General features: G+C 75.6%; 13 protein-coding genes. 7 read left to right on the forward strand and 6 right to left on the reverse strand.

The genetic code is table 11. The features are described 5' to 3' along the window. Nucleotides 1-136 precede the first annotated feature (136 nt). Complete coding sequence (locus ACI790_RS05400) at nucleotides 137-748, forward strand: sugar transferase (protein WP_456568760.1); 612 nt, start codon at nucleotides 137-139, stop codon at nucleotides 746-748. A 694-nt stretch (nucleotides 749-1,442) separates the two neighbouring features. Here ACI790_RS05400 and ACI790_RS05405 read toward each other — a convergent pair. Further along, the gene (locus ACI790_RS05405; RefSeq protein ID WP_456568761.1) at nucleotides 1,443-1,991 is read right to left on the reverse strand and encodes a phosphatase PAP2 family protein; all 549 of its coding nucleotides are present in this window, start codon (nucleotides 1,989-1,991) and stop codon (nucleotides 1,443-1,445) included. A gap of 193 nt (nucleotides 1,992-2,184) precedes the next feature. Between ACI790_RS05405 and ACI790_RS05410 the strand changes: the two genes are divergently transcribed. Further along, on the forward strand, nucleotides 2,185-2,388 hold the full coding sequence (locus ACI790_RS05410; RefSeq protein WP_456568762.1) for a hypothetical protein: 204 nt from the start codon (nucleotides 2,185-2,187) through the stop codon (nucleotides 2,386-2,388). A gap of 15 nt (nucleotides 2,389-2,403) precedes the next feature. Here ACI790_RS05410 and ACI790_RS05415 read toward each other — a convergent pair whose 3' ends face one another. Next, the gene (locus ACI790_RS05415) at nucleotides 2,404-3,273 is read right to left on the reverse strand and encodes a hypothetical protein (RefSeq protein WP_456568763.1); all 870 of its coding nucleotides are present in this window, start codon (nucleotides 3,271-3,273) and stop codon (nucleotides 2,404-2,406) included. A 337-nt stretch (nucleotides 3,274-3,610) separates the two neighbouring features. Between ACI790_RS05415 and ACI790_RS05420 the strand changes: the two genes are divergently transcribed. Both ACI790_RS05420 and ACI790_RS05425 read left to right on the forward strand, forming a co-directional pair. Then, nucleotides 3,611-4,909: a hypothetical protein gene (locus tag ACI790_RS05420; RefSeq protein ID WP_456568764.1), complete on the forward strand. Its 1,299-nt coding sequence runs from the start codon at nucleotides 3,611-3,613 to the stop codon at nucleotides 4,907-4,909. A gap of 143 nt (nucleotides 4,910-5,052) precedes the next feature. Next, complete coding sequence (locus ACI790_RS05425) at nucleotides 5,053-6,558, forward strand: sugar transferase (protein ID WP_456568765.1); 1,506 nt, start codon at nucleotides 5,053-5,055, stop codon at nucleotides 6,556-6,558. Nucleotides 6,559-6,633: 75 nt separating this feature from the next. On the opposite strand, the gene ACI790_RS05430 is transcribed toward ACI790_RS05425, so the two are convergent. Continuing rightward, complete coding sequence (locus ACI790_RS05430) at nucleotides 6,634-7,938, reverse strand: hypothetical protein (protein ID WP_456568766.1); 1,305 nt, start codon at nucleotides 7,936-7,938, stop codon at nucleotides 6,634-6,636. Nucleotides 7,939-8,131: 193 nt separating this feature from the next. Here ACI790_RS05430 and ACI790_RS05435 point away from each other — a divergent pair, with 193 nt between their 5' ends. Further along, nucleotides 8,132-8,305: a hypothetical protein gene (locus tag ACI790_RS05435; RefSeq protein ID WP_456568767.1), complete on the forward strand. Its 174-nt coding sequence runs from the start codon at nucleotides 8,132-8,134 to the stop codon at nucleotides 8,303-8,305. Nucleotides 8,306-8,440: 135 nt separating this feature from the next. On the opposite strand, the gene ACI790_RS05440 is transcribed toward ACI790_RS05435, so the two are convergent. After that, nucleotides 8,441-9,250, reverse strand: a complete 810-nt coding sequence (locus ACI790_RS05440; protein WP_456568768.1) for an arsenate reductase/protein-tyrosine-phosphatase family protein — start codon at nucleotides 9,248-9,250, stop codon at nucleotides 8,441-8,443. Between the two features lie 177 nt (nucleotides 9,251-9,427). Here ACI790_RS05440 and ACI790_RS05445 point away from each other — a divergent pair, with 177 nt between their 5' ends. Both ACI790_RS05445 and ACI790_RS05450 read left to right on the forward strand, forming a co-directional pair. Next, on the forward strand, nucleotides 9,428-10,336 hold the full coding sequence (locus ACI790_RS05445; RefSeq protein WP_456568769.1) for an ATP-grasp fold amidoligase family protein: 909 nt from the start codon (nucleotides 9,428-9,430) through the stop codon (nucleotides 10,334-10,336). Nucleotides 10,337-10,347: 11 nt separating this feature from the next. Next, nucleotides 10,348-11,457: a glycosyltransferase family 4 protein gene (locus tag ACI790_RS05450; RefSeq protein WP_456568770.1), complete on the forward strand. Its 1,110-nt coding sequence runs from the start codon at nucleotides 10,348-10,350 to the stop codon at nucleotides 11,455-11,457. Between the two features lie 40 nt (nucleotides 11,458-11,497). Here the strand turns inward: ACI790_RS05450 and ACI790_RS05455 are convergent, their stop codons facing one another. Both ACI790_RS05455 and ACI790_RS05460 read right to left on the reverse strand, forming a co-directional pair. Beyond that, entirely contained in the window at nucleotides 11,498-13,129 is a 1,632-nt protein-coding gene (locus ACI790_RS05455; RefSeq protein WP_456568771.1) for a sugar transferase, read from the reverse strand. Nucleotides 13,130-13,279: 150 nt separating this feature from the next. Then, the gene (locus tag ACI790_RS05460; RefSeq protein WP_456568772.1) at nucleotides 13,280-15,085 is read right to left on the reverse strand and encodes a polysaccharide biosynthesis tyrosine autokinase; all 1,806 of its coding nucleotides are present in this window, start codon (nucleotides 15,083-15,085) and stop codon (nucleotides 13,280-13,282) included. Between the last annotated feature and the right edge of the window lie 9 nt (nucleotides 15,086-15,094).

The following is a 15,094-nucleotide window of genomic DNA, read 5'->3' on the forward strand; positions in this document are numbered from 1 at the left end:
TTCCGCGTCCGGATCGCGCGACGCCGACGGCGTCCCTTCCGCACGCACCGTGGCGGCCCATCTCCCTCGACGAGGCCCCGCCGTCCCGCCGACTTCCTCCAGCGCCTCGGGCGCATCTGCACAAGGACTGTTCACCATGAGCCACTCCCGTTTCCTCAACCGTGCGCTGGCCCATCCGCCGGGTGGACCGGTGCGCCGCCGAGCGGGCGCGTCCACCCGGTCGGCCGGCGGGGAGCCGACCGTCCGGTCGACGGCCCACCAGGAGGGCGGTGCGGGCGCACCGCACGCCGCCCGGCGCGGCCCCTCGGAGGTCGATCTGGTCTCCGCCGCCCTCGCCGCACTCGGTATCGCGGTCGGGTTGTTCGCGCTGGCCTCCGCGCCCGGCACGTCGGAGCCGCCGGGGCTCCTCCTGGGTGCGCTCCTGCTGGTCGGCGGCGTCCTCGCGCGGGTGCCCCACACGGCGTGCCGGCTCCTGGCCGCGCTGGTGTCGGTCGTCCTGATGCCCGCCCTGCTGCTCATCGCCCTGGCCGTGAGGCTCTCCGGCCCCGGCCCGGTCCTCGTCCGGCAGGACCGGCGGGGCGCCGACGGCCGGCCGTACCCGGCCCTGCAGTTCCGGACGACCGCCGGGTCACCGGCGCCGGAAGGCCGGACGACGCAGGTCGGGCGGCTGCTGCGCGCGGTCGGCCTCGACGAGCTCCCGACCCTGTTCGACATCGCCCGGGGCGGGTCGCTGACGCACCTCGGCTGACGGTGATCGCGGCCGGCGCAGCGTCGTCAGCAGGGATCTGCAGGTAGTCCGCCACCGGACGACCTCTCGGAGGGCGACCGCCCGGCGACGGTCCGCCCGCGACCCTCCGTGCCGCGGTCCCGGTGAGCAGGAGAGCGACATCGATCGCATGCCGGGCGGGTAGAGGAGCCGCCACACTTGGTGTCCCGAGTCGGGCGTCGGCGGCCACTGCCTACGACGCCCCTGGAGAAACGGGCGGCCTATGGACTGGGTCTGGATCGCGGCCCTGGCCTGGACGGCGCTCGCCCTCCCACTGGCGCTCCTGACCGGATGGCTCCTGCGCCGGGGCGACCAGCGGGCCGCCCGCCGGGTGCACCCCCCGGGCGCGGACACCGACCCGGCCGGCGCGACGGCGGCCAAACCGACGGCGGCCGGCCCGACGGCTGCCAACCCGACGGCGGAACCGGCTCCCCCCGCGTCACCGCCGGGCCAGGCCGGCCGCCGTGGCCGCCGCAGGCCCTCCGCGGCCCTCGCCCGGTCGGTCCACGCGTCGGCCCCCCGCTCCGGGCGTGATGCGACCGCGACCGGATCCGAGCCGGGCCGGCCGGACCCCGGCGGTCAGGACGCGGACCCGGGGACGGGCACGCCGCCGCGGCCACCGGGCGGCACCCGGCGGCGGGCGCCGCTGCATCGGCACCTGTGACGGGCGCAGCGGTCAGCCGGCGACCCGGGCCGACCGCCCCGGGATCCGCTGGAGCAGGCGGGCTGCGAGCACGCCCAGGAGCGCGCCCAGCGCCCAGCCGGCCAGGACGTCACTGACCCAGTGCGCCCCCAGGTAGACCATGCTGACGCCGACGAGCAGCACGCCGCCGGCGAGGACCGCCACCACGAGGCGCCCGACGGGGTCCGCCCGGCGCAGCCCCCACAGGATGAGCGGAACGGCGGCGCCGGCGGTCAGGGCCGCGATCGACGACGGCATGGCGAAGCCGTCGGTGGGCACGAGGGCCAGCTCCGCGGGCGGGCGCGGCCGGCCGACGAACTCCTTGCCGTACTCGGCCAGCGCGGTGGCGGCGACGGAGGCCAGCAGCGCGGCGCCCACCGCCCGCCAGGCGCGGAACACGGCGGCGAAGACGACCGCGACCAGGAACGCGGCCACGTAGGTGGCGGCCGGCTGGCCGGCGTCCATCAGGCCCAGGGCGAGCGCGTCGGCCCAGCCGGTGCGGTGACCGGCCAGCGCCTCGAGTACGGCCAGGTCCCAGTCCACCGGCCGAGTATCGGCTGTGGAGCCCGGCGGTCACCAGCCGATGCGGCGCGGTGTCGCGGTCGGCGTGCGGCCGGGAGGGGTGTGCGGATCGCTCTTCGGCGCGAAGATGTCCACGGCGCCGCCGCCGGTGCGGCCGCGGGGCGGTCGACCGCGCGTCGACCCCGTGGGTCGGCGCAGGAGGTGAGCTACCGGGATGAGGTTCGTGGTCATGGGTGCGCTGCTGGACGGGTTGGGCGGGCGACCGGGCGCCGCGGCCCGGGGAGAGCCGGAGCCGGCTCGGGGACCGCACCGGCGTCGGCGCGGCCACGTGCACTGGTTCCGCCGGATCGGTGACGACCCGTTCAGCACCGCGACGCTGTACGGGTGCCGCTGCGGGCAGGTGCGCGCCGGCCTCTGAGGCCCCGCGCAGCGGTCAGCGAGCGGAGCCCGCGGCCCGGCCGGGGAGCATGTCGGCGGCCTCGAGACCGTGCGCGTCGGCGGAGCGGCGCAGCGCCCAGTCGGCGGGCAGCACCAGGCGCGGGGCGACACCGATGAGCACCGCGACGAGGAACGCGACGCCGGCCAGGGCCTCGCCGGACTCCTCGAGGAAGGTGGCGGTCGCCCGGAGGGAGTCCGGCGCCAGGACCGACAGCGCCGACAGGCCGACGGACGCGACGCCGTAGCCGGCGAGGCTGCCGAGGACGCGGCGCCGGTCACGGCGCTCGGTGCGGCTCAGGAAGAAGAGCGCGCCGACGACGGCGACCGCGACGACCACGCTGATCGCGAGGGCCGCGGGCTCGCCGACGGCGGAGATCGCGGCGCCCATCGCTTCGGCGTGCACCGTGCCACCGGTCTTGACCGAGGCGATCCCGGCCGCGACCAGGCCGACGGCGAGCCAGAAGGTGCGGCGCCCCGGGTTGCGGGCTGCGCCGGCGACCGCGGCGACGGCTGCGACGGCGAACAGCCCCGCCACGAACAGGCGGGGCAGCGAGAACGGGGCGTCCATCGACAGCAGCCGGGCCGGCGCACCCGTGGCACCGCTCAGGCGCAGGGCGAAGCCGGTGCCCATCAGGCCGACCGCGGCGGCGGCCAGGCCGACGCCGATCGGAGGCAGCGGCACGGCCCGGCGGCGGCGAGCAGCGGGGGCGACGAGGGACGACGGCAGGTCGGCGGTCGTCAGCGGGACGCCGGTGCCGGGCTCGTTGCGGTCGGCGATCCGGATCCCGCGGCCGATCGCGAATGCGAGCAGGGTCGCGAGGACCAGCCAGACGACCAGCCCACCGATGATCCACTGCCACGACACGGGGTCATCATCGGCAGCCGGGCGCCGGGACTTGACCGTTCCGTCCCAGCGCGTGCGACGCCGGCGCTTCCTGGGGCGGGCGGGTCCGCTGAGGTGGTCCGGCCGGTGACGCACCCGGCCGTGGACCGACCGCGACCCGCCGCGCCGGAGGGGGCAGCCCGCGCCACGATCCCGTGCCGGACGCGGTCATCCGGTACCGGTGCGGGTCAGATCGGTCACACGGAGTGAGGCCGAGCCGCGTCCTGCCGGACTTAACCGTCGCGCCACCCGAGGCCGGTCGTCCGCTCCCACACTCGAACCCGGAGGTCGTCCCAGCGAGGAGGACAGGGGGAGCACAGTGCCCGTCGACCGGAGCGCGGTGCCGTCGTGGGGGGCGCCTGCCCTCCGCCCGTCGCCCGGCGCCCTCCCCGGGAACACGGACCGCCGTGCGGCGTGGGCGCGACGGCTGCTGCTGACCGGCCTCCTCCTGCTCGGCGCCTGGGCACTGCTCGCCGTCTCGGGCGCCGCGGCGCGGGCCGACACCGGGCCGTCCCCCGCCCCGACGTCCGGCACCTCTGCGACCACAACGTCTGGCACCGGGACCGGAGCAGGAGCGGCCGACCCGGCCGCGCCGCTCGGGCCGGGCGTCGAGGCCGGCACCGGCGAGGAGCGCCCCGGCGCGGGGCCCGACGCCCCCGAACCCGGCGCCGGTCCCCGCGGGGAGCTGCCCGCCGTCCCGCCCGCCGCACAGCCGCCGGCCCCGGGCACGCCGCCGACCGAGGACGAGACGCAGGACACCCCTCTCCTGCCGGTCACGCCGCCGAGCGGTGAAGCCGGCACCGAGGCACCCGCCGAGCCCGAGACCGAGCCCGACGCCGACACCGCGACCGACACCGCGATCGATACCGGCACCGCGACCGACGCCGAGGCCGAGCCCGACGCGGGAACCGAAACCGGAAGCGCTACCGGCACCGACCCCGACGTCGACACCGCGACCGCCGTCGGGGCCGACGCGGTGACGGAGGACGACGCCGACGTCGAGCCGCCTGCGGCACCGGCCGACCCGGAGTCCACGGAGGCCGCACCGGCCGACGCCGCCGCCCCGGAGCTCGCGACAGCGGCACCCACGGTCGCCGCGGCGGTGCCGGCACCGGAGACGACGGCACCCGGGGCCACCGCACCCGGGACGACCGCACCGCAGACGGCGGCCCCGGAGGCGCTCCCGTCGCCGGAGGTCCCGGCCGCGCCCGTCCCGTCCGTGCTCGTCTGCGCCCCCGAGGCCGCGCCGGCGGCCACGCTCGCGGGGCCGCCGCCGTCGGGTGCCGCGACCACGCAGGCTCCCGCCCCGGCCGTCACCGAGACCCCGGACGCGGACGACCCGCCGGCACCGCCCGCACCCCCCGTGCGCCCGGCCGGCCACCCCGTGACCCCGGCGGCGCCCGCCCCGGCCCCCGTGACCACCCCGGGCGGCCCGGCGTCGGCCTCCGCGTCCGCCGGCGGCCCCTGCGGCGCCGGCCACACCGACCACGCGGACGCTGCGCTCGCCGTGCTCGACGCCGGTTTCCCGGCCTCGCTCGCCGGATCGATCCGGATCGCCCGCGGCGACGACGCCGCCGTCGTGGCCGCTGCCGACCACCCCGGTGCCCGGCCCGACTGACGTCGGCGCCGCCGTCCTCTGCCGCCACGCCGATCCGCGGATCGGCACGCCGAACCGTCCGTGACACCGCACGAGCGTCCCGCCCCGTCGTGACTCCTTCCGCCGGGCGCCGGGTCTCGTTCGCAATCGCAGGGAAGCACCAGATGAGCAGTGACGCCCTACCGTCCGAGCACGTCACCCACCACCGTGCCGCGCCTCCCGGCCCGCTGGCGCAGACCGAACGCCTGCGCGGCGCCGGCACCGTCGCCCGCCGCGCATGGCGTGGCCCCTACGTCCGCCGCCTCGTCGTGTGGGACGCCGTCTGCGCGAGCGTGGGCGCGGGGACCGGTCTGCTGGCCCGCTTCCACCCGCCGGAGGTCGGGGTCACGACCGCGTCGCTGGTCATCGCCCTCGTCCTGCCGGGCGTCTGGATCTTCGCGATGGTGCTCGCCCGCAGCTACGAGAGCCGCTACCTCTGGGAAGGGCCGGAGGAGTTCCGCCGGGTGTTCTTCGCCGCCGCGCTCCTCCTCGCCCTGGTGGGCACGGTCTCCTGGGGCCTGAAGCTGGAGGTGGCCCGCGGCTTCGTCGTCGTCGCCCTGCCGCTCGCCACGGCGCTCACCCTGGTCCAGCGGCAGGCGCACCGGTCCTGGCTGCGCCGCCAGCGGGCACACGGCCGCTTCCAGCAGACGACGCTGCTCGTCGGCCACCGCAACGGGGTGGCGGCGCTGCGCGACCAGCTGCACCGGGAGGTCGACCAGGGCTACCGCGTGGTCGGCTGCTGCCTGCCCACCCACGCCGGCATCCACCGCGGCCCCGGGGGCCTGCCGGTGCTGGGCGGGCTGGACGAGGTGGTCGACGTCGTCGAGCGCTACGAGGTGGACACGGTGGCCGTCCTGCCCTCCCCCGAGCTGGACGGCGCGGCGCTGCGCCGGCTGGGCTGGGACCTGGAGAAGACGCGCGCCGACCTGCTGCTGGCCCCCTCGGTCTCCGAGGTCGCCGGCCCGCGCATCCGGGTGCGCCCGGTCTGCGGGCTGTCCCTGCTCCAGATGGAGCGCCCGGAGCTGCGCGGGATCCATCGGCTGGCCAAGGAGAGCTTCGACCGGACCTGCGCCGTCCTGCTCCTGCTGCTGCTGACGCCGGTCCTGGTCGCCGTCGGCCTCGCCGTCAAGCTCGACAGCCGCGGGCCGGTGCTGTTCCGCCAGGAGCGGGTCGGCCGCGGCGGACACACCTTCCCGATGTTCAAGTTCCGCAGCATGCACGTCGACGCCGAGCGGCACGTCGCCCAGCTGGCCACGGTTAGCGACGGCAACGGGGTGCTGTTCAAGATGCGCCGGGACCCGCGGGTGACGCGGGCGGGCCGGTTCCTGCGGCGCTACTCGCTGGACGAGCTGCCCCAGCTGGTCAACGTCCTGCGCGGGGAGATGTCGCTGGTCGGGCCCCGCCCGCCGCTGCCGTCGGAGGTCGAGCAGTTCGGGGCGGAGATGAGCCGCCGGCTGGTGGTGAAGCCCGGCCTGACCGGGCTCTGGCAGGTCAGCGGCCGGTCGGACCTGTCCTGGGCCGACTCCGTGCGGCTGGACATCCACTACGTGGAGAACTGGTCCCTGATGCTGGACGTGATGATCCTCTGGCGGACGATCGGCGCCGTCGTCAAGGGCAGGGGCGCGTACTGAGCCGGACGGCACGAGGGGACGGACACCGCGCGGTCGCGCGCCGCCCGCCCCCTCGAGGTCAGCGGTCGGACGAGGTCAGCGGTAGCCCGGGGAGACGTACCCCCGGCCGACCGAACCGGCGGGGACGAAGTCGCCCGAGGCCGGCCGGCCCTCCTGCACGGTGCCGCTCAGGTTCCCGATCGACGGCCACGAGACGACGCCGTTGCTGATCTTCGCGGGGCAGCTGCGGTCGTCGGTCTGCGGCCACACGCTGTAGCCCATGGGACGGCCGGAACGCGGGTTGATGTGGACGTTCTCGAGCGCCAGCGGGTAGGTGTTGCAGTCGATGCGGATGAACTGCCCGCCGCGGTCGATCGGGTTCACCTCGGAGCTGCCGACGTTGGCGTTCCGGATGGTGCCCTTGCCGATGGCGCCGAGGTCCTGGCGGACCTGGATGCCCTGGTAGTTGGTCGAGCCGGTGAGCCGGTCGATCCGGTACTCCTTCACGCCACCCCAGGGCTGGAAGACGTCGGCGTGGTTCACCGAGTAGGTGCCGCGCAGGGCCTCCATCCGCACGTTCTGGATCTGCACGGTCGCCTCGGGGGCGTTCACCGCGATGCCGTCGGCCTGCGAGCCGTTGACGTTGCCGTTGATCAGGACGCCCTCGACGTGCACGGTGCCGGTGCACTTGTGCACGTAGATGGCTCGCTGGTCGTCGGTCCCGATCCGCGCGGTGGGCAGGACGTTGATCTGCCCGCCCATGATGACGGCGTTCCGGCAGTTGGCGATGATGACCGGCCCGACCGGGCGGGACGGGTCGAGCTCGATGCGGACGTCCCCACCCCGGGCGCCCACGGTGGTGACGGAGGTCGTCGAGGTGATGCGGGTGACCGGGTAGTTCTGCCAGCCCGCGGGCGGCGCCCAGCTGAGCGGGCCGGTGGCGGTGGCGGTGCGCACAACCGGGGCCGCCGGGGCGGTCGAGGCCGCGGTCGTCGTGGTGCTGGTCGGGGTGGTGGGCTTCGGCGCCGCCGGGGCGGTGGTCGGGGTACCGGTGCCGGGCGGGCGCGTACCGGAGCGGGCACCGGCGACCGGGGCCGGCTCCTCCGCCTGGGTCTGGGCCTGCACCTGGGCGCCTGCGGCCGTGGTCGCCGGGACCTCGGTCGGGGCCGCGACGACCGGCGGCGCGGCCGGGGTGGACGGCGTGCCGGCGTCAGCCGAGTCGTGGGCGACGGACTCCACCGGGCCCTGGCTGGCGACGACGTCCGTCCCCCCGCCCTGGGTCAGCGGATAGGTGAGGGGAAGAAGCCCGATGAGCGCGAGCAGCACCTGGGTCAGCCGGCGCCGGGGGTAGCGCCTGCGGGACCGGGTGCTTCGCCACTCTCGGTGACCGTTTCGTGACACGCGACAGACGGTAGCGTCACGGTTACATAACGCCAAGCACGTTCGGGTGAATTTCCGGGGCCTCCAGCCGAGGTGCAGCGAGCATCTGCGGGCCGACCAGCGAGAACGTGCGACAGTCCGTCGGCAAATTTTTCGGCGAGATCTGCCCGCGTCGGATCCGGGCGCCGGATCGCGAGCCACCTAGGAAGGTCCCATGAGCTGGGTGCTGGTCCTCGCGACCACGTGGACGATGCTGGCCGCGCTCGTGGCGCTCGGCATCGGCCGCGCCGTCCGGGTGGCCGACCGGCAGCAGGCGTCGACCGCCGCGTCGGCCGAGCCCGACTTCGTGCCGGCGTCGTGGGCGACCTCCCCGACCGCCTCCCGCTAGGACCCGGGCTCACCAGGCCCTGACAGCGATGTGCGCCCGCGGCGCACGACCGGGCACGGAACGCGCCATCGGCGCACATCGCCCCGCGGCTCCGGCTCCGGGCGGGGGAAGGCCAACCCCGGCGTACGCCTCCCGCTAGGACCCGGCGGAACGCCGGCGGCGGCCGAGGACGCCGAACGGGCGCCGCGCGGACCGGCCCGGCTCCGCGGCGCCGTTCCCGGGATCGGGCCGCGACGCCGACGCAGCATCGCGGCCGGTCCCGTCGCCGTCGGTCGCGCGGGCGGCGCCCCGGGCGACGTGCGCGGCGCGCCCGACCGGGTCGGGCAGCTCGGCGCCGTCCACCGCGGGGTGCAGCGCCACCACCGCGGTCAGCACGGGCAGCAGCGCGTCGGCCACGGCCTGCCCGATCTCCTCGTGCCCCTCCAGGGGCCGGCCGATCGGATCGGCGATGTCGTCGTCGCCCCCGCCGCTGCGCCCGGGGCGCGCCGCGGCCAGGGCGGCGACCAGCGCCCGCACCCGGCCGGCGAAGCCCTCCCCGGCCGGCCGCGGGTCGTCGAGGGCGCCCAGCAGGTCCGCCGCCTCCCGCAGGGTGAACGTGCGCGCCAGTGCCCGGGGGACGAGCCCCAGCACGTCCCGGCGGTGGTCCCGGGTCAGGGTGAGCACGAGATCGGCCTCGGCGATCATCCGCGGCTCGAGCTGCCGGGCGACGAAACCGGTGGGGTCCCCGCCGAACCCGGTCAGCACCAGGGCGCTGTCGGGGTGCATGCGCGAGCCGGCGACCGCGCGGGTGCCCGCGCTGGCCAGCTGGACGTCGGCCGCCGCCGGGCCGAGCACCTCGCGCAGGTAGGAGCGCCCCAGCCCCTCCCCCAGGGCCGACCGGCAGATGTTCCCGGTGCACACCAGCAGGACGGTGACGGGCGTCGGAGCGGTCTCGTCGGGGGGCACGGCACCAGTGTGGTCGGCACGCCCCTGGGACCGACACCTCCGATGGGGTGGTTGCGCGACGACGAAACGCCGCCCTGAGCGCCGGGTACTACGCTCGCCGGGACACCCGGCGCCGGTTGCCGCGCCCGGGACTCCACACAGCCGGCGTGCCCGCGTCGCCCACCGGAAGAGGTATCGATGCCCCGGAGCGGCTTCAACGAGAGCCTCCGACATCTTCTCCAGCCGGCCCACCGCAGGATCGCCGGCCTGCTGCCCCTCGCTGCCCGGCGCCGGTACCTGTACCTGGCCGGGCACGGGCGGCTGCCGCGGCTGCGCGATCCGCAGACCTTCGGCGAGAAGATCAACTGGCGCATCATGCACGACCGCCGGCCGGTGCTCGCCTGGACGTGCGACAAGCTGGCGATGAAGGAGCACGCGGCGCTCGTCCAGGAGGAGGCCGGCCTGTCGGTGCCGGAGACCTTCTGGTCCGGCGACGACCTGAGCGAGGTGGCCGGCCGGGTCTTCGGCCGCCCCTGGGTGCTCAAGCCCAACCACCGCAGCGGCCTCGTGCGGTTCGGCAGCGCCACCGATTCGGTCGACGAGGAGACCATCGCGGCGACGAGGACCTGGCTGCGCGACGACCAGAGCGTCCTGCTCGGGGAGTGGGCGTACAGCGAGGCCCGCCCGCTCTACGTCATCGAAGAGGCCATCGGCGACGGCGTGACGCCGCCCGACGACTACAAGTACCTGGTGTTCGACGGCAGGATCGCCGCGGTGTCGGTGGACACCGGCCGGTTCACCAAGCAGCACTCGCGCACCTTCTACACGCCGGACTGGAAGCCGCTGCACGTGGCGACCGCGCTGGGCAGCGGGGAGCCGGGCCCGCCCCCGGAGAACCTGGCTGCGCTGAACCACGCGGCGGAGGTGCTCGGCCGCCCGTTCGACTTCATGCGCGTCGACCTCTACTACGTCGACGGCACGATCTGGTTCAGCGAGTACACGCCCTACCCGGGCGGCGGCGTGCTGCCGTTCGAGCCGCGCGAGTTCGACGCGTGGCTCGGCCAGCAGTGGACGCTGCCGGCGCTCGACGACGCCGCGGGTCGGTGAGCACGCCCGACATGCGCGATGCGACAACCGGCCCCCCCTCCCCCGACGACGACGGGGCGCTCCGGGTCCTGAGCGTCGGCCCGACCGGCGGGCAGCCCGGCGGAATGGCCTCCGTCGTCGCCGAACTGGGGATCCAGAACCGGCTCAGCTCCGCACCCGTGCGGCTGCGCGTGCTGGACTCCGGCGGCATCGGCCCGGCCCCGCAGCGGGCCGCCCACTTCGCCCGCGCCCTCCTCGCCACCGGCACGGCGCGTGCCGACGTCGCCCACCTGCACGTCGCCTCCCGCGGGAGCACCTGGCGGAAGATGGCGATCGCGGCGGTGTGCGAGCGGCGCCGGCTGCCCTACGGCATCCACCTGCACGGAGCCGGGTACCGGGGGTTCCTCGAGACGACGTCGCCGGCCGCGAGGCGCCGGATCGAGCGGTTCTTCGCCCGTGCCGCGTACGTGGTGGTGCTGGGCGAGCCCTGGGCCCGGCTGGTGACCGACGAGCTGGGCGTCCCCGCGGCGCGGGTCCACGTCGTGCACAACGGCGTGGCCGACGGCGCACCGCCGGAGACCCCGTGGCCCGCGGGCCGCACCAAGCGGGTCGTCCTGCTCGGCCGGATCGACGAGGGCAAGGGCGTGCCCGAACTGCTGCGCGCCTTCGAGCGGCTCGACGCCGTCCCCGACGCGGAACTGGTCCTCGCCGGGGCGCCGGCCGACCCCCGCGTCGTCGCGCTGGTGGAGGAGGCCGCCCGGGCCCGGCCGGGCCGGGTCACCCACGCCGGCCTGCTCCCCCGGGCCGGGGCGCAGGAGCTGCTGCGCGAGGCCTACCTGCTGGCCCTGCCCAGCCACGCCGAGGGGCTGCCGATGGTGGTCATCGAGGCGATGTCGCGCGGCATCCCCGCCGTGACGACGCCGGTCGGCGCCATGGAGGAGCTGGTCACCGACGGCGTCAACGGCTTCCTGGTGCAGCCCGGGGACGTCGACGCTCTCACCGAGCGGCTGCGCCGCCTGCTGGGCAGCGCGGAGCTCCGCGACACGATGGCGCAGGCTGCCTACGACACGTGGGCGGCCGGGTTCGACGCCCGCACCATGTACACCGACATCCGCGCGCTGTGGCGGGCGGCGGCCCGCTGACCCCGCGACGTGCGGCCGGCCGGAGCGGCCGGCGCGGGGGTCAGTAGGCGCCGCGTCCGCGGACGACGGCCCCGAGGGTCTTCCAGAGGATCATCATGTCGAAGCTCAGCGACCAGTTCTCCACGTACCGGACGTCGATCCGCACCGAGTCGTCCCAGGAGAGGTCCGAGCGGCCGCTGATCTGCCACAGCCCGGTGATGCCCGGCTTGACCAGGAAGCGCCGGCGCATGTCGAAGCCGTAGCGCTCGGTCTCGCTGGGCAGCGGCGGACGCGGGCCAACCAGGCTCATGTCACCGCGCAGCACGTTGAACAGCTGCGGCAGCTCGTCGAGGGAGTAGCGGCGCAGCACCTTCCCGACGCGCGTCACGCGCGGGTCGGCCTTGCGCTTGTACAGCACCCCGTTGCCGTCGTTGTCGGTCTCGAGCACGTCGACCATCCGGTCGGCGCCGGTGACCATGCTGCGGAACTTCAGCATGGAGAAGGTCTGGCCGTCGCGGCCGACTCGGGTCTGCTTGTAGAACACCGGGCCGCGGCTGGTGGTCTTCAGCGCCAGCGCGATGCCGAGGAACAGCGGCAGCGTCATCAGCAGCGCCACGGCGGCCAGGGTGGCGTCGACCACCGTCTTGCCGAGCCGGCGCACGCCGCGCAGCTCCGGCCGCTCGACGTGCAGCAGCGGCAGCCCGCACACCGGGCGGATGGCGACCCGCGGGCCGACGACCTCGGTGACGGCGGGGGCGAGCAGCAGCTCGGCCTCGGTGTCCTCCAGCGCCCAGCCCAGCCGGCGCAGCTCCGGCCCGTCCAGCTCCGGGCAGGGCATGACGGCGACGGTGTCGACCGCGTACCGGTGGACCACCTCGAGCACCTCGTCGATGCCGCCGAGGACCGGCAGCCCGTCGAAGTCGGTGGGCCCGTCCGCGACCTTCCCGTCGGGCAGGCAGCAGCCGATCACCCGGTAGCCGTGGTAGGCGGCGCGGTCCAGCTGCGCGTGCAGCGAGGCCACCGCGCCACGGTGGCCCACGATGACCGTGGTCTGCTGGAAGGAGCCGCCCCTGCGCGCCCGGTGCAGCCGCTGCCGGCGAACGTAGCGCTGCAGCAGCGTGAGCAGGGTCGCGAGCGGCAGCGCGACGACGACGAAGCCACGCGCCACGTCGAGGTCCAGCCCCCAGGACACCACCGCCACGACGGCCAGCAGCAGCGCGGCGGCGTCCAGCACGCGCCGGAACTCGTCGGCACCCACCCAGAGGAAGCGCTCCTCGTAGGTGCGCCCGATGTGCATGGCGGCCAGCCAGAGCACGGGCATGAGCATCGCGGCGTACAGCGAGTACTTCGCCGCGCCGTCGACCTCGGTCCCGAAGCGGACGAAGTAGCCGATGGTCGCGGCGAGCGCCGCGCAGACCGCATCCCCGGCGACGATGCTCCGGACGTACGCCGAGCGCCACGCGCGGCGGACCTCGGTGCCCTCACCACGCAGACGACGGACCCGGGCGAACCGGGTCCGGGTCTTCCGCGGCGTCGGGAGCGCCTGGCGGGTCGTGTCGCCGGGAGATATGTCGCCGGGAGATATCTGGAGAGTGATGCCGAACCCCTGGGTGCGTCTCGTCGTCGTGGTCGCGACTCGGACGATCCGCCGACCACCACACCGTGAACACGCAGGGTGATCGCCTGTGTACACGCGAGGTGGACGCATCGGTCACTCGAGCCGCCAGCCCCCGACGTTAGCCGCTCCGGACCGATTAAGCAGGTTCGCAATGCAACCGTACGCAATCGACCTATTCCACCACGGAGCGTGAGCGACCCACGTCACATGCGTAGTCCCCGGCGGTCAGCGGCCGTCCCGGTCCCCCTGCGCCGGGGTCGACGAGTGCTGGCCGACGCCGTCGCCGGCGGGCTCGCCCGTCGATCCGCCCCGCCCCGCACCCGACCCGCGCGAGCGGTCCCGGGCGGGGTCGGCGCCGTTCGCGGGCAGGACGGCGGGGATGGGCCGGGTGACGCCCGGCGACCGGTCGACCGCCGGCTTCTCGGTCATGGGCCGGGGGCCGTCCGACTCCAGCCGGGTGGCGCCCGTGGGCTCGGCCGCCGGCGCTGCTCCGTCGGATCCGGCCGCCGGCGCGGCTCCGTCGGGTCCGGTCGCCTCCTCGGCCTTCGCCGGACGCCCGGCCTCGGCCGCCGGCGCGGACCCGGGCTGCGCCGGACGCCCGGCCTCGGCCGGCGGCGCGGATCCGGACCCGGTCTCCGGACCGGCCTCGGTCGGGGCGTCCCCCTGGTAGCCGTACGCGTGCGCCGGGTCGGCCGACACCGGCGCGAGGTTGAGGACGACGCCGAGCGTCCGGGCTCCGACGCGGTCCAGGATCGCCCGGGCCTCCTCGAGCTCGTCCCGCCGGGTCTTCCCCTGGCGGACCGAGAGCAGCACGCCGTCCATGACCACGGCGACGGCGCTGCCGTCGGAGACCGGCAGCAGCGGAGGCGTGTCGACGATGACGAAGTCGTTCGCGGCGCGCAGCCGGTCGACCAGGGTGCGCAGCTGGACCGACGCCAGCAGCTCGCTCGGGTTGGGCGGGATGGACCCGGCCGCGAGGACGGAGAGGCTGCCCCTGCCCTCCCCGTAGGGCTGCAGGACGTCGTCGAGTTCCGCGGCACCGGAGAGGATGCTGGTCAGCCCGGCTCCGTCGACGAGACCGAGGTACTTCGTCACCCGCGGGTGGCGCAGGTCCGCCTCGACCAGCGTCACCCGGTGACCGCCCTCGGCCAGGGTGATGGCGAGGTTGGCGGCGAGCGTGCTCTTCCCCTCCGCCGCCACGGCGCTGGACACCATGATCACGCGCGGGGGCTCGTCGACGTTGAGGAACTGCAGGTTGGTGCGCAGCTGGCGGAAGCTCTCGGCGTTCCCCGATCGGCTCCAGCGGTCCAGCACGTGCTCGCGCTCCAGGTGCCGGTCGCGGGTGATGGTCCCGATCAACGGCGCACCGGCCGCGGCGGCGGCGACCTTGCCGTCCCGGACCGACCGGTCCATCCGCACCCGGGCGTAGGCGAGCGCCAGGCCGACGAGCAGGCCGATCAGCAGGCCGACGGCGATGTTCGAGTACAGGTTCGGGTCGGTCGGCTCCTCCGGGACCTCCGGGCTGTCCAGCACGGTCACCTTGACCGGGACGGTGGTCACCGGCTCGACCTCGGGGTCGGTCGGCGTCGTGGTGGTCGCCTCGACCTCGTCGACCAGGGCGGCGAACTCGGCGGCGACGGCCGCGGCCAGTTCCTGTGCCCGCTCGGGCGAGGTGTCGGTGACCACGATGTCCAGGACGGTCGTGTCGGGCACCACCGAGGCCTCGATCCGGTTCTGCACCTGGTCCGGCGTGAGGTCGAACCCGCCGGCCTCGATGACCTCGATGGCCAGCCGCTCGCTGGTGAGCAGCTGGACGTAGGAGACCACCCGGTTCTGCGAGAACTGGCTGCCCTGGAAGGCGGCGGTCGTGGTGGTCGCGTCCGTCGACGTCACGAACAGCTGCGTCGACGACGTGTACGTCGGCGTCATCAGCATGGCCATGCCGGCCCCGGCCGCTCCGCCCAGGAGCAGCCCGATGACGGGCAGGAACCATCCGGCCCGGAATGCCGCGATGGTGTCTCTGAAGTCCACGTACTTCCT

It is taken from the genome of Blastococcus sp. SYSU DS0539, from assembly GCF_054050855.1.

Bases quoted from the DNA above. Each gene is read 5' to 3' on its own strand.
- ACI790_RS05400 (WP_456568760.1), top strand. From the start codon at position 137: ATGAGCCACTCCCGTTTCCTCAACCGTGCGCTGGCCCATCCGCCGGGT.
- ACI790_RS05410 (WP_456568762.1), top strand. From the start codon at position 2,185: ATGAGGTTCGTGGTCATGGGTGCGCTGCTGGACGGGTTGGGCGGGCGA.
- ACI790_RS05425 (WP_456568765.1), top strand. From the start codon at position 5,053: ATGAGCAGTGACGCCCTACCGTCCGAGCACGTCACCCACCACCGTGCC.
- ACI790_RS05435 (WP_456568767.1), top strand. From the start codon at position 8,132: ATGAGCTGGGTGCTGGTCCTCGCGACCACGTGGACGATGCTGGCCGCG.
- ACI790_RS05445 (WP_456568769.1), top strand. From the start codon at position 9,428: ATGCCCCGGAGCGGCTTCAACGAGAGCCTCCGACATCTTCTCCAGCCG.
- ACI790_RS05450 (WP_456568770.1), top strand. From the start codon at position 10,348: ATGCGCGATGCGACAACCGGCCCCCCCTCCCCCGACGACGACGGGGCG.